Here is a 24,055-nt window from a genome sequence, read left to right on the forward strand (position 1 = left end):
GGCCTCTTCGCGGGCAAGCCCGCTCCCACAGGGTCAGGTGCTCCATCCGGGTTTGCGCTTTTGCACAAACGCCATCGTGCCTTCGATCCCTTCGGCTCCGGTCACCGCTGCGCTGAACCACTGCGCCGCTTCATCCAGCAGTTCGCTCGATGGCTGGCCGGCACTGGCCAGCAGCAGTTTTTTCGTCACGGCATTCGCTTCGGGGGCGCAACACAAAACGTGATCGAGCACTTCATCCAGACGCTCGGCGAGTGCCTGCGGATCCTGTTCGACAAAGTGCACCAGCCCCAGCCGTCGAGCCTGATGTCCATCGAAACGGGCGGCGGTCAGCGCCAGGCGGCGGGTTTCGGTGAGGCCGATGCGCTGCACCACAAACGGCGCGATCTGCGCCGGCAACAGGCCGAGGCTGGTTTCCGGCAGACCGAATTGCGCTTGATGATCGGCGATGGCGATATCGCTCACGCACGCCAGTCCGAAGCCGCCACCGAGCACCGCGCCCTGGAGCACGGTGATCAACACTTGCGGTGTGTGCTGCGCTTCTTCCAGCAGCGAGCCGAAAGCCCGATTCAACTCACGATAGGCATCGCTGCCCTGGGCGCGGGCGTTGGCCATGTCCTTGATGTCGCCACCGGCACAGAAATGCCCGCCGGCGCCGCTGAGCACCAAGGCGCGCACGCTGCGGTCATCGCGCACAGCGGCGAAAACCGAACGCAGCTCGGCGACCATTTGCAGGCTCATGGCGTTACGGCTTTCCGGGCGATTGAGGGTGATGTGCAGCACGCCGTTATGCGTCTCCAGCAACAGCGTCTGGCAAGCGGGCAGGGAGGTCATTTCTTTTTCCCCGGCAGGATGCCCATCAGTTTGCAGATGATCCCCAGCATGATTTCGTCGGCGCCGCCGCCAATCGATACCAGACGCACGTCGCGGTAAGCGCGGGCCACCGGGTTGTCCCACATGAAGCCCATGCCGCCCCAATATTGCAGGCAGCTGTCGCTCACCTCACGACCGAGGCGTCCGGCCTTGAGTTTGGCCATCGAGGCCAGTCGGGTGACGTCCTGGCCTTTCACGTACTGCTCGGTGGCCTGATACACCAGCGCCCGCAGGCATTCGATTTCGGTCTGCAATTCGGCGAGGCGGAAGTGGATTACCTGATTGTCGATCAGCGCGCTGCCGAAGGTCTTGCGTTCCTTGCAGTACTCGATGGTGCTGTCGACGCAGTATTCCAGACCCTTGATCATGTTGGCCGCGCCGAACAGCCGTTCCTCCTGGAACTGCAGCATCTGCATCATGAACCCGGCGCCTTCATGGCCGATGCGGTTACGCTGGGGAACCCGCACGTTGTCGAAAAACACCTGAGCGGTTTCCGAGCTGCGCATGCCGAGCTTGTCCAGGTGCGAACTGAGGCTGATGCCCGGCGTGTTCATCGGCACCATGATCAGCGATTTGTTGACGTGCGGCTTGTCGTCCGAGGTGTTGGCCAGCAGGCAGATGAAGTCGGCGCTTGGCGAGTTGGTGATCCACATCTTGCTGCCGTTGATCACATAGTCGTCGCCATCCTTGCGCGCAGTGGTCTTGAGCCCGGCGACGTCGGAGCCGGCGCCGACTTCCGAGACGCCGATGCAGCCGACCTGTTCGCCGGTGATCGCCGGGCGCAGAAACTCGTCACGCAATTCATCGGAGCCGAAGCGGGCGAGGGCCGGGGTGCACATGTCGGTCTGCACGCCGATGGACATCGGAATGCCGCCGCAATGGATGGTGCCGAACTCTTCGGCGGCGACGATCGAATAGCTGTAATCCAGGCCCATGCCGCCGAATTTTTCCGGCTTGGAAATCCCCAGCAGACCGAGGTCGCCGGCCTTGCGGAAAATCTCGTGGATCGGAAAGCGCCCGGCCTTTTCCCATTCATCGACGTGGGGGTTGATCTCGTGCTCGACGAACTGGCGGACGGTGCGACGCAGGGCTTCGTGTTCCGGGGTGAAGATCATTTTTATTGTTCTCCTTGAGTCCGTGGCAATCAGAACCGGCTGACGCCGAAGCTGTTGGGGGCCAGCGTGCGGATGCCGGCTTCGTGGCAGATGTCCAGCAGGTAGCCAAGCAGAGTGCGGGTGTCGCGCGGGTCGATCAGCCCGTCGTCCCACAGGTTGGCGCTGCCGTAGAGGGCGGTGGACTGGCTGTCGAGTTTCTGCGCGGTGACCTGTTCCAGCATGTCGAGCATTTTCGGGTCGGGCACCAGGCCGTCCTTCAACTGTTTGGCTTCGGTGACGATGCGCAACACCTTGCCGGCCTGGGCGCCACCCATCACCGCCGTGCGGCTGTTGGGCCAAGCGAAGATGAAGCGCGGATCGAGCCCGCGTCCGCACATCGCGTAGTTGCCCGCGCCATAGGAGCCGCCGACCACGATGGTCAGTTTCGGCACCCGCGCATTGGCCACGGCCTGGATCAGTTTCGAGCCGTGCTTGATCACGCCGTGCTGTTCCGATTCGGTGCCGACCATGAACCCGGTGGTGTTGTGGAAAAACAGCAGCGGCGTCTGGCTCTGGTCGCAGAGCTGAATGAACTGCGCGGCCTTGCTCGCGCCGTTGGGCGTGATCGGACCGTTGTTGCCGATGAAGCCGCAGGCGCGGCCCTGAATTTTCAAGTGGCCGCAAATGGTTTGCTGATCGAACTCACCCTTGAACTCAAGGAAGCGTGATTCGTCGGCGATCCGGGCAATGATTTCGCGTGCGTCGTAGGGCTTTTTCGGGTCGTCCGGGATCAGACCCAGCAGTTCGTCGATGGGGTACAGCGGCTCCTTGAATTGCGGCTCGGGCAGCCAGGGCAGTTGCTCGTTCCAGTTCAGCAGGCTGACAATTTCCCGCACCTGACGCACACCGTCAGCATCGTTTTCTGCCAGGTACTCGGCGGTGCCGGCCACTTGCGCGTGCATCTCGGCGCCGCCCAGTTCTTCGTCGGTGGCGACTTCACCGGTCGCCGCTTTAAGCAACGGCGGGCCGGCAAGAAACAGCTTGGCCTTGCCGCGCACCACCACCACGTAATCCGACAGCCCCGGCTGATAGGCGCCGCCGGCGGTGGCCGAACCGTGGACCACAGTAATCTGCGGCAAACCCATGGCCGACATCCGCGCCTGATTGGCAAAGCTGCGTGCGCCTTCGACGAAAATCTCCGCTGCGTAGTTGAGGTTGGCGCCGCCGCTTTCGGCGAGGGTGATCACCGGCAGTTTGTTTTCCTGGGCGATCTGTTGAAGGCGCAGGGATTTTTTCAGGCCCGACGGGGAAATTGTCCCGCCCTTGATCGCGCTGTTGTTCGCCACGATCAAGGCGCGCACACCGGACACGTAACCGATGCCGGCGATCAGGCCGCCACCGGCCGAGCTGCCGTCCTTGTCATCGTGCAGTTTGTAGCCGGCCAGGCTCGCCAGTTCGAGGAACGGCGCGCCGGGGTCGAGCAGCAGGTTCAGGCGTTCGCGGGGCAGCAATTGTCCGCGCTTGTCGAATTTCGGTTTGGCTTCGGCGGCCTTGTTCAGCAGGTTCTGTTCGAGCTGTTGGACTTGCTCGATGGCGTTGAGCATCGCCGCGCGGTTGCGGGCGAAGGCTTCGCTGTGCGGGTCGAGCTGGGATTGAATGACCGGCATGGCTTACTCCTTGTCCTTCAAGACGTCCGGCATATAGGCCCGGTGAAAACCGTTGAAGGATTCGCTGTGGGTCGCCTTGTGCAGCGGCCATGCACGACTGCCCAGGCTCGCCGCGCCGTCGATGCGCAACGTGCTGCCGCTGACGAACGCGGCAGCGGGACTCAGTAGAAACACAATCGCGGCGCTGACCTCCGATTCGGTGCCGATGCGCTTGAGCGGCACGTGTTCGCGCAGGGTCGGGATCACGGCCTTGAACGCGCCTTCATAGGTGTCCATGCCGCTGGAGGCGATCCAGCCCGGCGCTACCGCGTTTACCCGAACGCCGGCGTAACCCCATTCGAAGGCGGCAGTCTTGGTGAAGTTGTCCATGCCCGACCGCGCGGCGCCGGAGTGGCCCATTCCCGGCATGCCGCCCCACATGTCGGCGAGCATGTTGACGATGCTGCCGCCGTGTTTGCTCATCGACTGATTGAACACTTCCCGGGCCATCAAAAAACCGCCGACCAGATTGGTGCGCAGCACGGTTTCGAAGCCTTTCTGATTGATCGAGGCCAAGGGCGACGGGTACTGGCCGCCGGCATTGTTGACCAGTCCGTGGATCGGCCCGTGTTCGCGGATCAGTTCGCTGACCAGCGCTTTCACCGCTTCTTCGTCACGAATGTCGCAAGCCTTCCAGTGTGCCCGGCCACCGTCCTCGGCAATTTCGGCGGCGACGGCTTGCAGCTTTTCCGGCTTGCGTCCGACCAGCACCACGGTGGCCCCGAGCGCCGCCAGTTCATGGGCGGTGCAACGTCCGATGCCGCTGCCGCCACCGGTGACAATCACGGTCTGGCCGCTGAACAGATCGGCCTTGAAAATCGATTCATACGCCATGGTGCCAATCCTCTAATCGAACTGTTCGGCGATGCTCTGCGGCACCGGGATCTGGATTTCCAGCAATTGCTGGGCGAACGCTTTGCCCTGCGGGTCGATGCGCAGGCTCGCCACGCCACCGCCGCCGAGGGCGTTTTCCAGCAGGAAATTCAGGCTGTGAGTACCCGGCAGATACCAGCGTTCGACACGGCCGTGAATCGGGTCGAGGACATGGCTCATCCAGTCGACCACCACCGCCGGTGTCAGCGCTTCGGCGATCCACGGCAGGTATTCCGGGCGACGCGGCATCACACCGATGTTGCTGTGATTGCCCTTGTCGCCGGAGCGCGCCACCGCCAGTTTCACCAATGGCACGCTCGCGTCGGCGCGGCCCTGAGGTTTGGGCGTTTCGTGGGGCAGGGGCAGATCCTGACTGTCGAGGATGGCGGGGGCGGGCAGGGCGAACGGATGAGATTCGCCGTCCATGTCGATCTGCAAGGTGCAGGCGCTTTTGTCGATCAGGAACGAGAACAGCCGGATCAGCGGATACACTGTCGGCCGTCCGCCGACGATGCCGGTCAGCCCCGGCGCCATGCCGGTGGCGGCCTGGGCGATTTCCCGGGAGAACAGGACCAGCGCCTGTTTGTTCGGGTGGCGCACGGCGAGTTTGATCACCACTTCGCGGCTGTCCCGGCGCTGGCCGTGGGGGCCGTAGGTGGCTTCGCTGCCGAGCAGTTCGATATGGGTTTCGGTGTAAGGCCCGAGGCCTTTCTGGCCGAGCATTTCCGAGGTCTTGTCGATGATCGCCTGACTGACGCGCCGGGCTTTTTCCACCGCATCGATACCGGCGATCAGGCAACTGGCGGTGCAGCGGAAACCGTCCGGATATGTCGCGCTGACCTTGTATTTGTCGCTGGGTGGCAGGCCTTTCGCACCGTGGACCCGGACTGCATTTTTGCCTTGTTGCTGCAGTTTGACCTGACTGAAATCGCAGACCACATCGGGCAACAGATAGGCCTGCGGATCGCCGATTTCGTAAAGCATCTGTTCGCCGACGGTCAGCGGCGTCACCAGTCCGCCTGAGCCTTCGGGTTTGCTGACGATGAACTGGCCGTCGGCGCTGACCTCGACGATCGGAAAGCCGATGTGTTCGTAATCCGGCACGTCGCGCCAATCGGTGAAATTGCCGCCGGTGCACTGCGCGCCGCATTCGATGATGTGCCCGGCCAATGCGGCCTGGGCGAGTTTGTCGTAGTCGTGCCACGACCAGCCGAATTCATGCACCAGCGCGGCGCTGACCACCGCGCTGTCGACCACCCGGCCGGTGATGACGATGTCGGCGCCCAGACGCAACGCTTCGACAATGCCCGGTGCGCCGAGGTAGGCGTTGGTCGAAACACACATCGGCGGCAGCGGGGCGCCGCTGAACATCTCCGTGATGCCCTGGGTGGCGAGCTGTTTGAATTGCGGTTGCAGGTCATCGCCCGACAGCACGGCAATTTTCAGCGCCACGCCGGCCTTGTCGCAGGCCGCTTGCAGCGCGGCGGCGCAGGCCTTTGGATTGACCCCGCCGGCATTGCTGATGACGCGAATCTTCTGTTCCGCCAGTTGTGGCAGCAGGGGCGTGAGGACTTCGATGAAATCCCCGGCAAACCCGGCCTGCGGGTCCTTCATGCGGGCGCCGGCCATGATCGACATGGTGATCTCGGCGAGGTAGTCGAACACCAGATAATCCAGCTGTCTTCCGGCCACGAGCTGCGCGGCGGCGGTCGAGGTGTCTCCCCAGAATGCGCTGGCGCATCCGATGCGAACCGTGGTGGGCATTTTCATCTCCGACTCAGCAACCTGTGACAGAAGTGCATCGAGGCTACCAAGCAAGCGCTTGGTTTGTAAACAGGCGAAATTATCTTCTGCCCAAGCGCTTGCTTGGTCGCGGCCGGCGGCTTAAATTGCCCGCGCAACCCTGCGGTTTCAGGGCGGCAGACGACTGAACGACTGTAGGAGAGAACGGGTGGACGAGCAAAAAGCCCTGAAGGTGATGCGCGAACTGGTCGACCAAGGCCAGTTGACCGACCCGGACAGCGCTCGCGGCAAACTGCTGCAAGTGGCGGCCCACCTGTTTCGCAACAAGGGCTACGAACGCACCACCGTGCGCGACCTGGCCGGCGCCGTGGGCATTCAGTCGGGCAGCATTTTTCATCACTTCAAAAGCAAGGATGAAATCCTGCGTGCCGTGATGGAAGAAACCATTCGCTACAACACCGCGCTGATGCGGGCGGCCCTGGCCGACGCCACCGATGTGCGCGAGCGGGTGCTGGCGCTGATCCGCTGCGAATTGCAGTCGATCATGGGCGGCAGCGGCGAAGCGATGGCGGTGCTGGTGTATGAATGGCGCTCACTGTCCGAAGACGGTCAGGCCAAGGTACTGGCGCTACGTGACATCTATGAGGACATCTGGCTGCAAGTGCTGGGTGAAGCCAAAGAAGCGGGGTTCATTCGCGGCGATGTGTTCATTACCCGACGTTTTCTCACGGGGGCGTTGTCCTGGACTACCACCTGGTTCCGCGCCGGCGGCAGTCTGAGCCTCGATCAACTGGCCGAAGAGGCGTTGATTCTGGTGCTCGAAGAGCGCTAATCGCTTTCTATCGGCCCGGGAAACTGGCTAACTGGGCGAAACCGCCTAGCTTGAATGCATGCAACGGTACTTTTTCGGGGAGTGGGGTGTTTTGAAGTCTTTGCCAGATCGGACGGCCGCGGGGCTGATGCTCGCAGCGCTGGCTGCACTATGGGTATTGCCCGCTCAGGCGGTGCAAGTGGTTCGGGTGGGCGCCGCGCATTTTCCGCCTTACACCATTCGCCCGGAAAACGGCGCCGACACCGGTCTGCTGCCGGAACTGGTCGAGGCATTGAACCACTCGCAGAGCGACTATCGTTTCGAGCTTGTCCCTACCTCGATTCCGCGGCGGTTCGGCGATTTCAAGGAAGGTCGCACGGACATGGCGATCTTCGAGAACCCGGACTGGGGTTGGAAAGACATTCCCCACACCACGGTCGACATGGGGCTGGAAGACGCGGAAATTTTCGTCGCACAGAAAGAACCCGGTCGCCAGCAGAATTACTTCGCCGATCTCAAGGGCAAACGGCTGGCACTGTACAGCGGCTATCACTACGAATTCGCCAACTTCAATGCCGACCCCAAGTATCTCGCTGAAACTTACAACGCGACACTGACCTATTCCCATGACAGCAACCTGTTGATGGTGCTGCGCGGTCGGGCGGACATTGCGCTGGTGACTCGCTCCTATCTGTTCGATTACCTGCTGCGCAACGACAAGGTGCGTGACGAATTGTTGGTGTCCCAGCGCATCGACCAGATTTATCACCATTACGCGATTCTCAGCCCGAAAGCGCCGATTACCGGCGAGGCGTTCGGCAAGTTGCTTCAGGGGCTGCGCGACAGCGGGCAGATGCTGAAGATCTTCGATCCTTACAAGATTGCCGTGGTGCCGGTGCCTCACCCATGACTGGCGGTTTTTCGCGGCCGGCCTAAATTTCCCGCCCCGGCTCACGTCCCATCGTTGAACTGTCGACGATTATCGTGAGCCCGACCCATGTCCAATCTGAATGACCTGACTGCCCTGGCCTTGCCTTCGGGTAGTCAACTGATAGCCGATGCCACCGAAAGCCGTCTGAGCCTCAGCCTGGACGGGCAACCGCTGATTCGCCTGCGCCTCGATCGTGAAGGGCAGGGGCCGATCCAGATCGATGAACGTTATGCGTTGCCGCCAGGCCAGGCGCTGTGGGCGGCCTGTTACTGGCTGTTTGCCCGGGATCCGGCACGTCAGCAATTGATCTGGCAACTGGATCAGTCGCCGACCGAAGCCTTGCTCGGCGGCTTGCTGGTGAGCACCGACGTGGCGGGTGAATATCGCTGCGAGCGCACGCTGTTCTGGCAACTGCCGCAACCGTGGCTGGGGGCTTCGCTGACCGGCAATTATCCGCAGCAGATGGTCATCAGCAACGGCAAGCGCCATCCGCTGCGGCCGGTGAAACCGCGTGGTGAGGTTTATCGGCGTTTCGATGCACGTCTCGGTGCGTGGATTTCCCTGCGAACGGTAGAGATCGAGCAGGATCTTGCGCGTTTCAACCGTTGGCAGAACAGCCCGCGAGTCGCCAGCTTCTGGCAGGAAGAGGGCAGCCTCGAACAGCATCGCGAGTACCTGAGCAAGCTCGACGCCGACCCGCACACGCTGACCCTGATCGGTTGTTTCGACGATCAGCCGTTCGCTTACTTCGAGGCCTACTGGGCCAAGGAAGATCGCATCGCGCCGTTCTACGATGCCGATGATTACGATCGTGGCATTCACATGCTGGTCGGTGAGGAAGACCATCGCGGCCCGCACAAAGTGGCGAGCTGGCTTTCGGCGCTGGTGCATTACCTGTTTCTGGATGATCCGCGCACCCAGCGTGTGGTTGCCGAGCCGCGTGCCGACAACGCGAAGATGATCGGCCACATGCACAATCAGTGCTTCCACTGCGAAAAGGAATTTGACTTCCCGCACAAGCGCGCGGCGCTGATGATCCTCGGGCGTGAGCGGTTTTTTGATCGCTGCAAACTGGCGTGACGTCTCGCTGAAACAAAAAAAGATCGCAGCCCTTCGACGAAGGCTGCGATCTTTTTTTTGGGTGGTGTGCTGTCAGCGACGGTTTGCAGTCACGGCATCAGCACGGCTGCCCGACACTTTGCGGCAGTGCACCAGCGCATCACGAATCATGAAGTTGACCAGGGTCGGTGAAACGCCGAGTTCCTTGGCGATGTCCTTCTGCGGCACGCCGTGCAGACGGTACATCTCGAACGCATAGCGGGTGCGGACCGGCAGTTCGGTCAGCGCGTCGGCGATGTGTTCCAGGGTCGAGAAGTTGATGTGTGAGGTTTCCGGCGAGGCACCCTGAATGACCACGTTCAACCCTTCCTCCTCGGGGCCGGCGTACTTCTGCTCCAGCGCCTGCTTGCGGTAGTGATCGATGGCCAGATTGCGCACGATCTGGAACAGATAACTCAGCTGGGCCTTGATCGACGACGTGATCGGCGGCGCCGATTGCAGTCGGAAGAACGCATCCTGCACCACATCTTCGGCGCGTGAACGGCAGCCGGTAATGCGGGCTGCAATCTTGACCAGAATCAGTCGATTGTCGACGAATGCCTGAAGTAGCGGTGAATCGCACCTGCTTGTGGATACTTGTTCCGTCATGGAAATCACCTTGCTGCCAATAGGTTAGTGGGACGCCTGGGGGACGGGGCCGTCCTACACATCGAGCGACAAATTATGTTGAATGATAATGATTGTCAATTGAGAAAGAGAACTAATGATCCATAACGGTGCGATCTGAGAACTGCGACACGCCGCCGCACTCGTCCATGCGCCCAGCCCCATTGGCGATCCAGCCTGCCGACTAATTATTTCAAGACGTCATCCGTTCTCATTGGTGAATGGATCCGGGTTCGCAGCCCCGGACCTACCGCATTCCAATGCCTTGCACGGTCGGCGAAGACCGTGTCCCGCATGCCTCTCATGGGCGTGCCGCAGCCAACCCGATTCCACCAGCAAGCCGAATTCAGGCAGGAAACCTCATGACCGACGCGTTCGAACTCCCCAGCACCCTGGTCCAAGCCCTCCAGCAACGCGCGGCCCTGACGCCGGACCGGCTGGCCTTGCGCTTTCTCGCCGAAACCGAGGAGCAGGCTGTGGTGCTCAGTTACCGCGAACTCGATCAGCGCGCCCGCACCATCGCTGCTGCGTTGCAGGCCGACGCTGGATTCGGTGATCGCGCGGTGCTGCTGTTCCCGAGTGGCCCGGATTACGTCGCGGCGTTTTTCGGTTGCCTGTATGCGGGCGTGATCGCAGTGCCGGCCTATCCGCCGGAGTCGGCCAAGCGACACCATCAGGAACGCCTGCTGTCGATCATCGCCGACGCCGAACCGCGCCTGTTGCTGACCAGCGCCGACCTGCGCGATGCCTTGCAGCAAATCGAAGGTGCGCCGCCGCTGCTGTGCGTCGACACCCTCGACAATGCGCTGGCCGAGCGTTGGGTCGAACCGAACCTGCCGCAAGACCACATCGCCTTCCTGCAATACACCTCCGGTTCGACCGCGCTGCCCAAAGGCGTGCAGGTCAGCCACGGCAACCTGGTGGCCAACGAACTGTTGATCCGTCACGGCTTCGGCATCGACGTGAACCCCGACGACGTGATCGTCAGCTGGCTGCCGCTGTACCACGACATGGGCCTGATCGGCGGTCTTCTGCAACCAATCTTCAGCGGCGTGCCGTGCATCCTGATGTCGCCGGCGTACTTCCTTGGCCGGCCATTGCGCTGGCTCGAAGCGATCAGCCAATACGGCGGCACCATCAGCGGCGGACCGGACTTTGCGTATCGACTGTGCAGCGAGCGGGTCAGCGAATCGGCGCTGGAGCGTCTCGACCTGAGCCGCTGGCGCGTGGCCTATTCCGGCTCCGAGCCGATCCGTCTCGACACCCTCGAACGCTTCGCCGAAAAGTTCACTCCGTGCGGTTTCAGCGAAAGCAGTTTCATGGCGTCCTACGGTCTGGCCGAAGCGACCCTGTTCGTCGCCGGCACGCCGCGCGGTACCGGCATTCCGACCCTGCGCGTCGACGATCAAGCCCTGGCACAGAACCGCGCCGAAGTGGGCGAGGGCAGCCCGATCATGAGTTGCGGTATCAGCCAGCCCGATCATGCGGTACTGATCGTCGAGCCGAGCAGCCTCGAAGAACTGGCCGACAACGCCGTCGGCGAAGTCTGGGCCACCGGCCCGAGCATCGCCCTTGGCTACTGGCGCAACCCCGAGGCGACTGCCAAGACTTTCGTCCAGCACGCCGGCCAGACCTGGCTGCGCACCGGTGACCTGGGTTTTATCCGCGACGGCGAACTGTTCATCACCGGTCGCCTGAAAGACATGCTGATCGTGCGCGGTCACAACCTCTATCCGCAGGACATCGAGAAAACAGTCGAGAACGAAGTGGAAGTGGTGCGCAAGGGCCGCGTCGCTGCATTCGCGGTCAATCAGAACGGCGAAGAAGGCATCGGCATCGCGGCGGAAATCAGCCGCAGCGTGCAGAAAATTCTGCCGCCCGAAGCGCTGATCAAAGCCATCCGCCAGGCCGTGGCCGAGGCTTATCAGGAAGCACCGAGCGTGGTGGTGCTGCTCAATCCGGGCGCATTGCCGAAGACTTCCAGCGGCAAGCTGCAACGATCGGCCTGCCGCAATCGTCTGGCTGACGGCAGCCTCGACAGCTACGCGGTGTTCCCGATGACCACGGCTGAAACTGCTCAGGATTCGACCGCGTCCGCCTCTGAACTGGAAGCGCTGATCGGCAAGATCTGGGCTGAGCAGCTCAATGTCAGACATGTCAACGCCGACGATCATTTCTTCCTGCTCGGTGGCAACTCGATTGCCGCCGCCCAAGTGATTGCCAAGGTGCGCGAAGAACTGAGCCTGGAGCTTAACCTGCGCCTGCTGTTCGAAGCGCCGACCCTGTCCGCGTTCGCCGCCGCCGTGGTGCAGCAGCAACAGGACGGCGGCAGCGCCCAGGGCGAAATCACCGCGTTGTCGCGCACCGAAGCATTGCCGCAATCGCTGGCACAAAACCGTCTGTGGATCACTTGGCAACTCGACCCGCACAGCAGCGCCTACAACATTCCCGGCGCCCTGCGTCTGCGCGGCGAACTGGACGAAGATGCACTGCGCGCCAGTTTCCAGCAACTGATCGAACGCCACGAATCCCTGCGCACGCGCTTCTTCGAGCGCGACGGCGTCGCCCTGCAACAGGTCGAAGCGGCGGGTGAGTTCAACCTGCAGCTGATCGACATCAGCGACCTGCCGGCCAGCGAGCGTGAAGCCCGCGCACAACAGATCCGCGAAGACGAAGCCCGCACCCAGTTCGATCTGGAGAAAGGCCCGCTGCTGTGGGTGACGCTGGTTCGCCTCGACGACGAAGATCACCAGTTGCTGGTGACCCTGCACCACATCATCGCCGACGGCTGGTCGCTGAATGTGCTGATCGACGAATTCTCGCGCCTTTACGCCGCCGCTTCCCAAGGCCAGCGCGCCGAGCTCGCGCCACTGCCCACCCAATACGCCGACTACGGCAGCTGGCAGCGCCAGTGGCTGGCGCAAGGCGAGGGTGAGCGGCAACTGGCGTACTGGAAAGCGCAGTTGGGTGATGAGCATCCGACGCTGGAACTGGCGACCGACCATCCACGTTCTGCCAAACAAATTCACAGCGCCGCACGCCACAGCGTTCGCCTGGGGATCAGCCTCAGCGACACCATTCGCCAGACTGCCCAGGCCCATCAGTCCACGCCGTTCATGCTGCTGCTCTCGGCGTTCCAGAGTTTGCTGCATCGCTACAGCGGTCAACGCGATATTCGCATCGGCGTGCCGAACGCCAACCGTCCGCGTCTGGAAACCCAGGGCCTGATCGGTTTCTTCATCAACACCCAGGTGCTACGCGCTGACGTCGATTCGCGCCTGCCGTTCACCGAACTGCTGGCGCAAACCCGTCAGGCTGCGCTCGGTGCCCAGGCGAATCAGGATCTGCCGTTCGAACAACTGCTCGAAGCCTTCCCGCAGGCCCGCGAACAGGGTCTGTTCCAGGTCATGTTCAACCATCAGCAACGCGATCTGAGCGCACTGAAACGTCTGCCGGGTCTGCTCGCCGAAGAACTGCCGTGGCACAGCCGCGAGGCCAAGTTCGATCTGCAACTGCACAGCGAAGAAGACCGTAATGGTCGCCTGACGCTGTCGTTCGACTACGCCGATGAGTTGTTCGACGCTGCGACCATCGAGCGTCTGGCCGAGCATTTCAGCAACTTGCTGCGTGCTGTCTGCGAACGTCCGGAACAGGCCATCGGTGATCTGCCGCTGTTGACCGCCACCGAACACACTCAGCAAAACGCGTGGAGCATCGCCCCGTGCAACCCGGCGCAGCAATGGTTGCCGGAGCTGCTGAATGAGCAAGCACGACAGACGCCTGATCGCACCGCGCTGGTGTGGGACGGCGGCAGTCTCGACTTCGCTGAACTGCACGCCCAGGCCAACCGTCTCGCCCATTACCTGCGCGACAAAGGCGTCGGCCCGGACGTGTGCGTAGCCATCGCCGCCGAGCGTTCGCCGCAACTGCTGATCGGTCTGTTGGCGATCATCAAGGCCGGCGGCGCCTACGTGCCGCTGGACCCGGATTACCCGGCCGATCGTCTGGCCTACATGCTCGGCGACAGCGGCGTCGAACTGCTGCTGACCCAGACTGCGTTGCTCGACCGCTTGCCGGCCAGCGAAGGTGTCAGCGTGATCGCCATGGACACCCTGCACCTGGAAAACTGGCCGAGCCAGGCACCGGGCCTTCACCTGCACGGCGACAACCTCGCCTACGTGATTTACACCTCCGGCTCCACCGGCCAGCCGAAAGGCGTGGGCAACACCCACGCGGCGTTGGCCGAGCGCCTGCAATGGATGCAGAACACCTATCGCCTGAACGACACCGACGTGCTGATGCAAAAGGCACCGATCAGTTTCGACGTTTCGGTGTGGGAATGCTTCTGGCCGCTGATCACCGGCGCACGCCTGTTGATCGCCGGCCCCGGTGAACACCGCGATCCGCATCGCATCGCGCAGCTTGTTCAAGAATACGGCGTGACCACGCTGCACTTCGTGCCGCCGCTGCTTTCGCTGTTCATCGATGAACCGTTGAGCGCCGAATGCACCAGCCTGCGTCGCGTGTTCTCCGGCGGTGAAGCGCTGCCGGCGGAACTGCGCAACCGCGTGCTGGCGCAACTGCCGGCGGTGCAACTGCACAACCGTTACGGCCCGACCGAAACCGCGATCAACGTCACCCATTGGCATTGCAGCGTGGCGGACGGCGAGCGTTCGCCGATTGGCCGTCCGCTGGGCAACGTGGTCTGCCGCGTGCTCGACAGCGATCTCAACCCAGTGCCGGCCGGTGTGCCGGGTGAACTGTGCATCAGCGGCATTGGCCTGGCCCGTGGTTACCTCGGCCGGCCGGCGCTGACCGCCGAACGTTTCGTGGTCGATCCGCTGGGCGAGCAGGGCGCGCGTCTGTACCGCACCGGTGACCGCGCACGCTGGACCCACGAAGGTGTGATCGAATACCTCGGCCGTCTCGATCAGCAGGTCAAACTGCGCGGCTTCCGCGTCGAGCCGGAGGAAATCGAAGCCTGTCTGCTGGCTCAGGACGGCGTCGCTCAGGCCGCCGTGCTGGTGCGCGAAACCGTCGCCGGCCCGCAACTGATTGGCTACTTCACTGCAACCGATGCCAGCGAAGATCAGGACACGCAAACCGCTCGCCTGAAAACCGCACTGGCCGCCGAACTGCCGGAATACATGGTCCCGGCGCAACTGATGCGCCTGGAAGCAATGCCCCTGAGCCCGAGCGGCAAACTCGACCGCCGCGCCTTGCCCGAGCCGCAATGGCAAGTGCGCGAACATGTCGAGCCTGTGACCGAACTGGAACAACAGATCGCCGCCATCTGGCGCGAAGTGCTGGGCCTGAAACAGGTCGGCCTGCGCGACGACTTCTTCGCCCTCGGCGGTCACTCGCTGCTGGCCACGCAAATCATCTCCCGCACCCGTCAGGCCTGCGACGTCGAGCTGCCGCTGCGTGCCTTGTTCGAACACAGCGAACTGGGTGATTTTGCCGAGCAGATCCGGCAGATCCAGGCCAGCGGTCGCACCAACAAACAGCCGCCGATCGACAAGGTCGACCGCAGCAAACCGGTGCCGCTGTCCTATTCCCAGCAGCGCATGTGGTTCCTCTGGCAGATGGAGCCGGACAGCCCGGCGTACAACGTTGGCGGCATGGCGCGCCTGCGTGGCGTGCTGGATGTCGGGCGTTTCGAGTCGGCGCTGCAAGCGTTGATCCTGCGTCACGAAACCCTGCGCACCACGTTCCCGAGCGTCGACGGCGTGGCCCGTCAGCAAGTGCATGCCGAGACTGGCGTGCGCATGGACTGGAAGGATTTCTCGAAATTCGCCGCCGATGTGCGCGAGCAGAAAGTCCAGCAACTGGCTGACGACGAAGCGCATCTGCCGTTCGATCTGGAAACCGGCCCGCTGCTGCGCGCCTGCCTGGTCAAGACCGCCGAGCAGGAGCATTACTTCGTCCTGACCCTGCACCACATCGTCACCGAAGGCTGGGCGATGGACATCTTCGCCCGGGAACTCAGCGCGCTGTACGAAGCGTTCGTCGATGACCGCGATTCGCCGCTGGAACCGCTGCCGGTGCAGTACCTGGACTACAGCGTGTGGCAGCGCAACTGGCTGGAATCCGGCGAGCGTCAGCGTCAGCTCGACTACTGGACCGCACAACTGGGCCGCGAACACCCGCTGCTGGAATTGCCGGGCGACCGTCCGCGTCCGCCGGTGCAAAGCCACCAGGGTGAACTGTTCCGTTTCGACCTGAGCGATGACCTTGCCGCACGGGTCCGGGCGTTTAACGCGCAGAACGGTCTGACTCTGTTCATGACCATGACCGCCGCACTCGCGACCTTGCTTTACCGCTACAGCGGCCAGACCGATCTACGCATCGGCGCGCCGGTGGCCAACCGGATCCGTCCGGAAAGCGAAGGGCTGATCGGTGCGTTCCTCAACACTCAAGTGTTGCGTTGCCAGCTCGACGGCCAGATGTCGGTCGGCGAGTTGTTCGAGCAAGTGCGCCACACCGTGATCGAAGGGCAGTCTCATCAGGACCTGCCGTTCGACCATCTGGTTGAAGCCCTGCAACCACCGCGCAGCGCCGCGTACAACCCGCTGTTCCAGGTGATGTGCAACGTGCAGCGCTGGGAATTCCAGCAGAGCCGCATGCTCGCCGGGATGACCGTCGAATATCTGGCCAACGATGCGCGGGCGACCAAATTCGACCTCAACCTGGAAGTCACTGACCTCGACCATCGCCTCGGTTGCTGCCTGACGTACAGCACCGACCTGTTCGACGAACCGACGATTGCGCGCATGGCCAAACATTGGCGCAATCTGCTGGAAGCGCTGATCGCCGACCCGCAGCAACGCCTTAGCGAACTGCCGCTGCTCGACGCCCCGGAGCAACAACAATTGCTCGACAGCCTTGGCGTCGAGCCGGGCGAGCATCGTCTCGACCAGTGCATTCATCACCTGTTCGCCGAACAGGCGCTGGCGCGCAAAGATGCACCGGCCCTGACGTTCGCCGGGCAGACCCTGAGCTACGCCGAACTCGATGCCCGCGCCAACCGTCTGGCCTGGGCCCTGCGTGAGCGCGGTGTCGGCCCGCAAGTGCGGGTCGGCCTGGCGCTGGAGCGTTCGCTGGAAATGGTCGTCGGCCTGCTGGCGATCCTCAAGGCCGGCGGCGCCTATGTGCCGCTGGACCCAGAATACCCGCTCGACCGTCTGCATTACATGATCGAAGACAGCCGCGTCGGCCTGCTGCTCAGCGACCGCGCGATGTTCAAAGCCATCGGCGAACTGCCGTCGAACGTAGCGCGCTGGTGCCTGGAAGACGACAGTGCGGCACTGGCCGATTACCCGGCCACGGAGCTTCCGTTCATCAGCCTGCCGCAGCACCAGGCGTACCTGATCTACACCTCGGGTTCCACCGGCAAGCCGAAAGGCGTGGTGGTGTCCCACGGTGAAATCGCCATGCACTGCCAGGCGGTGATCGAGCGTTTCGGCATGCGCCCGGACGACTGCGAGCTGCATTTCTATTCGATCAACTTCGACGCTGCCACCGAGCGCCTGTTGGTGCCGCTGCTCAGCGGCGCGCAGGTGGTGCTGCGTGCGCAGGGGCAGTGGGACGCGGAAGAAATCTGCGGCCTGATCCGCGAACATCAGATCAATATTCTCGGCTTCACCCCAAGCTACGGCAGCCAGTTGGCGCAGTTCCTCGCCACGCAAAACGACATCCTGCCAGTGCGCATGATCATCACCGGTGGCGAAGCGTTGACCGGCGAACACCTGCAACGGATTCGCGCAGCGTTCAAGCCGAGCCTGTTCTTCAACGCCTATGGCCCGACCGAAACCGTGGTCATGCCGCTGGCCAGTCTGGCGCCGGAGGTGTTGGAAGAGGGCGCCGGCAGCGTGCCGATCGGTAGCGTGATCGGTGATCGCGTGGCCTACATTCTCGACGCCGACCTGGCGCTGGTGCCGCAAGGTGCGACCGGTGAATTGTTCGTCGGCGGCGCCGGTCTGGCCCAGGGTTATCACGACCGTGCCGGCATCAGCGCCGAGCGTTTTGTCGCCGACCCGTTCGCCGCCGATGGCGGGCGGATGTACCGCACCGGTGACCTGGTGCGCCAGCGCGCCGACGGTCTGGTGGAGTATCTGGGACGGATCGACCATCAGGTGAAAATCCGTGGTTTCCGTATCGAACTGGGCGAGATCGAAACCCGCCTGCTCGACCACGATTCGATCCGCGAAGCCGTGGTGCTGGCGCTGGATGCACCGAGCGGCAAGCAACTGGTCGGCTATCTGGTGACCGAGGTCGCTTCGCGAAGCGAAGCCGAGCAGGCTGCACTGCGCGAAGCCCTGAAGGCGCACCTCAAGACGCAACTGCCGGACTACATGGTACCGACGCATCTGATCCTGCTGGCCAGCATGCCGCTGACCGCCAACGGCAAGCTCGACCGCCGCGCCTTGCCGGCGCCGGACCCGGAGCTCAATCGTCAGGATTACGTGGCACCAAGCAACGAGCTGGAGCAGACCCTGGCGCAGATCTGGTGCGAGGTACTCAATGTCGAGCAGGTTGGTCTGAACGACAACTTCTTCGAGCTGGGCGGCGACTCGATCCTCTCGATTCAAGTGGTCAGCCGGGCACGGCAGCAGGGTATTCATTTCAGCCCTCGTGATCTGTTCCAGCATCAGACTGTGCAGACCTTGGCGGCTGTCGCCAGCCGCAGTGAAACCGTGACCGCCCAGCAAGGTCTGGTGACTGGCGAATCGCGTCTGACGCCGATCCAGCACTGGTTCTTCGACACCGAGATTCCCGAGCGTCAGCACTGGAACCAGGCATTGCTGCTGGAGCCGACTGTTTTGCTTGAACCGCATCGTCTGGAACAGGCGTTGCTGGCCGTGATCGAGCAGCATGACGCCCTGCGTCTGCGCTTCACCGAGGCCAACGGCACATGGCAAGCAACCCATCAACCGGTCACTGATGCCGCCGTGCTGTGGCAAGTGCGAGTGCCGTCGATGGACAAATGCGCGGCTTTGTTCGCCGACGCCCAGCGCAGTCTCGACCTTGCCCAAGGCCCACTGTTGCGTGCGGTACTGGTCGATGGGCCGGACACCCAGCAACGTTTGTTCATCGCCATTCATCACCTGGTGGTCGACGGTGTGTCGTGGCGCGTTCTGCTCGATGATCTGCAAACCGTGTATCGCCAGCTGGACGCCGATCAGTCGGTGAAACTGCCGGCAAAAACCAGCGCCTTCAAGGACTGGGCGGCGCGCTTGCAGGCTTATGCCGGCAGCGAATCCCTGCGCGAAGAACTGAGCTGGTGGCAGGCGCAATTGGCTGGTCCTGATGTCGACTTGCCGTGCGAACGTCCAGAGGGCGGTCGCGAGAATCGCCACGCTCAAACGGTCAGCGTGCGTCTGGATGCAGAAAAAACCAAACAACTGCTGCAACAGGCGCCGAGCGCCTATCGCACGCAGGTCAACGACCTGCTGCTGACCGCGCTGGCCCGCGTGCTGTGCCGTTGGAGCGGCCAGCCGTCGGCGCTGATTCAACTGGAAGGCCACGGCCGCGAAACCTTGTTCGACGACATCGACCTGACCCGCACCGTCGGCTGGTTCACCAGCGCTTATCCGCTGCGCCTGACTCCGCACAACATCGAAGAGGCTGCCGGGCAGGGCGCTTCGATCAAAGCGATCAAGGAACAGCTGCGCGCCGTGCCGCACAAAGGCCTCGGTTATGGTGTGCTGCGTTATCTGGCCGATGACGCCAGTCGCGCAAGCATGGCGGCATTGCCGAACGCGCCGATCACCTTCAACTACCTCGGTCAGTTCGACCAGAGCTTCGGCAGCGACGCGCTGTTCCGTCCGCTGGATGAATCGGTCGGCGCGGCCCACGATCCGCACGCACCATTGCCGAACGAGTTGAGCGTCGACAGTCAGGTGTACGGCGGGGAACTGCTGCTGCGCTGGACCTTCAGCGCCGAACGCTACGACGCGCAGACCATCAACGAGCTGGCCGATGCCTACGTCGGCGAGTTGCAGAGCCTGATCGAACATTGCCTGCAGGACGCCGCCGGTGGCCTGACGCCGTCGGACTTCCCGCTGGCGAAACTGACCCAGGCGCAACTTGACGCACTGCCGGTGCCGGCGGCGCACATCGAAGACGTGTACCCGCTGACCCCGATGCAGGAAGGCATGCTGCTGCACACCTTGCTCGAACCGGGCACCGGTCTGTACTACATGCAGGATCGCTACCGCATCAACAGCGAACTCGACCCCGAGCGTTTCGCCCAGGCGTGGCAGGCTGTGGTCGCACGTCATGAAGCGTTGCGTGCGTCGTTCTGCTGGAACGTCGGCGAAGACATGCTGCAAGTGATCCACACCCCGGGTCGCACGCCGATCGAGTATCTGGACTGGAGCGCCATCGCTGACGCCGAGCAGGAGCCGAAACTGCAAGCGCTGCTCAAGGCCGAGCGCGAGGCCGGGTTCGATCTGCTCAATCAGGCACCGTTCCACCTGCGCCTGATCAAGGTCGGCGCGGCGCGTTACTGGTTCATGATGAGCAACCACCACATCCTGATCGATGCCTGGTGCCGCTCGCTGCTGATGAACGATTTCTTCGAGATCTACACCGCACTTGGCGAAGGCCGCGAAGCGCAATTGGCGGTGCCACCGCGCTACCGCGATTACATCGGCTGGCTGCAACGCCAGAGCCTGGCCGAGGCGCGTCAGTGGTGGCAGCAGAACCTGCAAGGGTTCGAGCGCACCACGCCGATCCCGAGCGACCGTCCGTTCCTGCGTGAACACGCCGGCGAAAGCGGCGGCATGATCGTCGGCGACCGCTACACCCGACTGAATGTCGAGGACGGCGCCCGTCTGCGTGAGCTGGCCCAGGCTCATCAACTGACCATCAACACCTTCGCCCAGGCGGCGTGGGCGCTGGTGCTGCGACGCCTGAGCGGTGATCGCGACGTGTTGTTCGGTGTGACCGTGGCCGGGCGTCCGGTGGAAATGCCGGAGATGCAACGCACCGTCGGCCTGTTCATCAACAGCATCGCGCTGCGGGTGCAGATTCCGGCAGACGATCAGCGTGCCAGCGTGCGTCAGTGGCTAAGCGGTTTGCTCGACAGCAACATGCAACTGCGCGAGTACGAATACCTGCCGCTGGTGAACATCCAGGAACAGAGCGAACTGCCGAAAGGCCAGCCGCTGTTCGACAGCCTGTTCGTGTTCGAAAACGCCCCGGTGGAAGTCTCGGTGCTGGACCGTGCGCAGAGCCTCAACGCGACCTCGGACTCGGGCCGTACCCACACCAACTTCCCGCTGACTGCTGTTTGCTACCCGGGCGACGACCTAGGTCTGCATCTGTCCTACGACCAGCGTTATTTCGACGAGTCGACCATCGAACGCATGCTCGGTGAGTTCAAGCGTCTACTGCTGGCATTGGTCGACGGCTTTCATGGCGACATGGCTGACCTGCCGCTGCTGGGCCATGAGGAACAGGATTTCCTGCTCCACGGTTGCAACCAGAGTGAGCACGACTATCCGCTGGAGCAGAGCTACGTCGAGTTGTTCGAGGCGCAGGTCGCGGCGCATCCGCAACGTATCGCCGCCAGCTGTCTCGATCAGCAACTGAGCTATGCCGAGCTGAACCAGAACGCCAACCGTCTCGGCCATGCGCTGGTTGCTGCGGGCGTGCAGATGGATCAACCGGTCGCGCTGCTGGGCGAGCGTAATCTGGATCTGCTGGGCATGATCATCGGCAGCTTCAAGGCCGGTGCCGGTTACCTGCCGCTGGATCCGGGGCTGCCGAGTCAGCGTCTGCAGCGCATCATCGAACTCAGCCGCACGCCGGTGCTGGTGTGCACCGAGGCTTGCCGAGAGCAGGCGGCGACCTTGCTGGATGAGTTCAGCTGCGCCAATCGCCCACGCCTGCTGGTGTGGGAAGAGGTTCAGGCGGGCGCGGTGTCGTTGGCGAATCCGGGCATCTTCAGCGGCCCGGACAACCTGGCCTACGTGATCTACACCTCGGGCTCCACCGGGTTGCCGAAAGGCGTGATGGTCGAGCAGCGCGGCATGCTCAACAACCAGTTGAGCAAGGTGCCGTATCTGAACCTGAGCGACGCCGATGTGATCGCCCAGACCGCTTCGCAAAGCTTCGACATTTCGGTCTGGCAGTTCCTCGCCGCGCCGCTGTTCGGGGCGCGGGTGGACATCGTGCCGAACACCATCGCCCACGATCCGCAAGGTTTGCTGGTGCATGTTCAGCAGCAAGGCATCACCGTGCTGGAAAGCGTGCCGTCGCTGATTCAGGGCATGCTCGCTTCGGATCGCCTGAGCCTCGATGGCCTGCGCTGGATGCTGCCGACCGGTGAAGCAATGCCGCCGGAGCTGGCGCACCAATGGCTGCTGCGTTATCCGGAGATCGGTCTGGTCAACGCCTATGGCCCGGCGGAATGCTCGGACGACGTAGCATTCTTCCGCGTCGATATGGCCTCGACTCGCGGCAGTTACCTGCCAATCGGTACGCCGACCGACAACAATTTGCTGTACCTGCTCGATGGCGCGCTGGATCTGGTGCCGCTGGGTGCGGTGGGCGAGTTGTGCGTGGCGGGCACTGGTGTCGGGCGCGGTTATGTCAGCGATCCGTTGCGCACCGCGCCGGTGTTCGTACCGAATCCGTTCGGTGCGCCGGGCGAGCGTCTGTATCGCACTGGCGACCTGGCGCGCCGCCGCAGTGACGGCGTGCTGGAATACGTCGGCCGGGTCGATCATCAGGTGAAGATTCGCGGTTACCGGATCGAGCTGGGTGAAATCGAAGCGCGTCTGCACGAGCAACCGGAAGTTCGCGATGGCGCTGTCGGCGTGCAGGAAGGCGTCAATGGCAAGCATCTGGTCGGCTACCTGGTCGCCGCAGATTCCGCACTGAACCCGAGTGAACGACTGGAACGAATCAAGCAGCGCCTGCGCGCCGAACTGCCGGAATACATGGTGCCGCTGCACTGGTTGTGGCTCGACCGTCTGCCGCTCAATGCCAACGGCAAGCTCGACCGCAAGGCCTTGCCGGCGCTGGAGATCGGCCAGTTGCAGAGCCAGGATTTCCTGGCGCCGCGCAGCGAACTTGAGCAGACCCTGGCCGATATCTGGGCCGAGGTGTTGAAGGTCGAGAAGGTCGGCGTACGCGACAACTTCTTCGAACTCGGCGGCCATTCGCTGCTCGCCACGCAGATCGCCTCGCGGGTGCAGAAAGCCCTGCAACGGGACGTTCCACTGCGAGCGATGTTCGAGTGCAGCACGGTGGAGGAACTGGCCGAATACATTGAAGGGCTGGCGGCCAGTGACATTACCGAGGAGAAGGTGGATCGGTTGAATGATCTGATGGCGGAGCTGGAGGGTTTGTAGTCTTCAGCGCCTGCGCGTTCAACACCATTCAACCTGTACATTCGCGTACATTTCCAGGGTTGACGATCGAGAACCGGCAGCTCAGTCTGCCGGTTCTCTTTTTTTGTCGCGGGGGTAGTCGATGCCTTTCTTCACGGTGGACGGACAAGCGCTTCATTACATTGATCAAGGCACAGGCCCGGCGGTGCTGCTGGCCGGCAGCTACCTGTGGGACCAGACCATGTGGGGACCGCAGATTGCCGCGTTGTCGCCGCACTATCGGGTGATTGCGCTGGATCTCTGGGGCCACGGTGAATCCGGGCGCTTGCCTGAAAACACCACATCACTGGATGACATCGCACGTCAGGCACTGGCCTTGCTCAATCATCTGGAGATCGACCGGGTGACGCTGGTGGGGCTGTCGGTCGGCGGCATGTGGGGCGTGCGTCTGGCGCTGTCGGCACCGCAGCGGCTCAACGGTCTGGTGCTGATGGACACCTATGTCGGTGTAGAGCCGGAGCCGACCCGCCAGTATTACTTCTCGCTGTTCAAACAGATCGAGGAAAGCGGCGGGATCTCCGAGCAACTGCTGGATATCGTGGTGCCGATCTTCTTCCGTCCGGGCATTGATCGAGAATCGGCGCTGTATCAGGATTTCCGCGCAAAACTCGTCGGCTATTCCGCCGAATGCCTGCGTCAAAGCATCGTGCCGATGGGGCGCATCACCTTTGGACGCGACGATCTGCTGCCGCGTCTGGGCGAGCTGAATGCCACCACCACGCTTGTGGTTTGCGGCGATCAGGACAAACCCCGTCCACCGTCGGAAGCACAGGAAATGGCCGAACTGATCGGCTGCCCGTGTGTGCTGGTGCCGGAGGCGGGGCATATCTCCAATCTGGAGAATCCCGGGTTTGTGACGGAGGTGTTGTTTACTTTTCTGAACGAGCGCAACCGCTAGA

11 protein-coding genes are annotated in these 24,055 nt (G+C 62.8%); 5 read left to right on the forward strand and 6 right to left on the reverse strand.

Annotated elements, in window-relative coordinates:
- Positions 1 to 33: 33 nt before the first annotated feature.
- From AC07NR_RS25780 to AC07NR_RS25800, 5 genes are read right to left on the reverse strand one after another with little or no spacing between them, the layout of a single operon-like run.
- Complete coding sequence (locus AC07NR_RS25780; protein WP_495079743.1) at positions 34 to 831, reverse strand: enoyl-CoA hydratase/isomerase family protein; 798 nt, start codon at positions 829 to 831, stop codon at positions 34 to 36.
- Positions 828 to 1,985: a citronellyl-CoA dehydrogenase gene (atuD, locus tag AC07NR_RS25785; RefSeq protein ID WP_114884508.1), complete on the reverse strand. Its 1,158-nt coding sequence runs from the start codon at positions 1,983 to 1,985 to the stop codon at positions 828 to 830. Before atuD ends, AC07NR_RS25780 begins: the two co-directional genes overlap by 4 nt.
- 29 nt (positions 1,986 to 2,014) lie before the next feature.
- Positions 2,015 to 3,631 carry a geranyl-CoA carboxylase subunit beta gene (atuC, locus tag AC07NR_RS25790; RefSeq protein ID WP_495079744.1) on the reverse strand — a complete coding sequence of 539 codons (1,617 nt, stop codon included), beginning with the start codon at positions 3,629 to 3,631 and terminating at the stop codon, positions 2,015 to 2,017.
- Between the two features lie 3 nt (positions 3,632 to 3,634).
- The gene (locus tag AC07NR_RS25795) at positions 3,635 to 4,504 is read right to left on the reverse strand and encodes an SDR family oxidoreductase (protein WP_495079745.1); all 870 of its coding nucleotides are present in this window, start codon (positions 4,502 to 4,504) and stop codon (positions 3,635 to 3,637) included.
- 12 nt (positions 4,505 to 4,516) lie between these two features.
- Positions 4,517 to 6,307: an acyclic terpene utilization AtuA family protein gene (locus AC07NR_RS25800; protein ID WP_495079746.1), complete on the reverse strand. Its 1,791-nt coding sequence runs from the start codon at positions 6,305 to 6,307 to the stop codon at positions 4,517 to 4,519.
- A 187-nt stretch (positions 6,308 to 6,494) separates the two neighbouring features.
- Between AC07NR_RS25800 and AC07NR_RS25805 the strand changes: the two genes are divergently transcribed.
- The 3 genes from AC07NR_RS25805 (at position 6,495) to AC07NR_RS25815 (ending at position 9,108) form a co-directional block, all read left to right on the forward strand.
- Positions 6,495 to 7,118 carry a TetR/AcrR family transcriptional regulator gene (locus AC07NR_RS25805; protein ID WP_495079747.1) on the forward strand — a complete coding sequence of 208 codons (624 nt, stop codon included), beginning with the start codon at positions 6,495 to 6,497 and terminating at the stop codon, positions 7,116 to 7,118.
- Positions 7,119 to 7,245: 127 nt separating this feature from the next.
- On the forward strand, positions 7,246 to 8,007 hold the full coding sequence (locus AC07NR_RS25810; RefSeq protein ID WP_495079748.1) for a substrate-binding periplasmic protein: 762 nt from the start codon (positions 7,246 to 7,248) through the stop codon (positions 8,005 to 8,007).
- A gap of 87 nt (positions 8,008 to 8,094) precedes the next feature.
- Positions 8,095 to 9,108, forward strand: a complete 1,014-nt coding sequence (locus tag AC07NR_RS25815) for a GNAT family N-acetyltransferase (RefSeq protein WP_495079749.1) — start codon at positions 8,095 to 8,097, stop codon at positions 9,106 to 9,108.
- 72 nt (positions 9,109 to 9,180) lie between these two features.
- On the opposite strand, the gene AC07NR_RS25820 is transcribed toward AC07NR_RS25815, so the two are convergent.
- Positions 9,181 to 9,735, reverse strand: a complete 555-nt coding sequence (locus AC07NR_RS25820; RefSeq protein WP_096821112.1) for an RNA polymerase factor sigma-70 — start codon at positions 9,733 to 9,735, stop codon at positions 9,181 to 9,183.
- 380 nt (positions 9,736 to 10,115) lie between these two features.
- Here AC07NR_RS25820 and AC07NR_RS25825 point away from each other — a divergent pair, with 380 nt between their 5' ends.
- Positions 10,116 to 23,117 carry a non-ribosomal peptide synthetase gene (locus tag AC07NR_RS25825; protein WP_495079750.1) on the forward strand — a complete coding sequence of 4,334 codons (13,002 nt, stop codon included), beginning with the start codon at positions 10,116 to 10,118 and terminating at the stop codon, positions 23,115 to 23,117.
- Positions 23,118 to 23,238: 121 nt separating this feature from the next.
- Positions 23,239 to 24,054: an alpha/beta fold hydrolase gene (locus tag AC07NR_RS25830; RefSeq protein WP_495079751.1), complete on the forward strand. Its 816-nt coding sequence runs from the start codon at positions 23,239 to 23,241 to the stop codon at positions 24,052 to 24,054.
- Position 24,055: the final 1 nt, after the last annotated feature.

The sequence above is a fragment of the Pseudomonas sp. GW821-FHT09C09 genome (genome assembly GCF_059418105.1).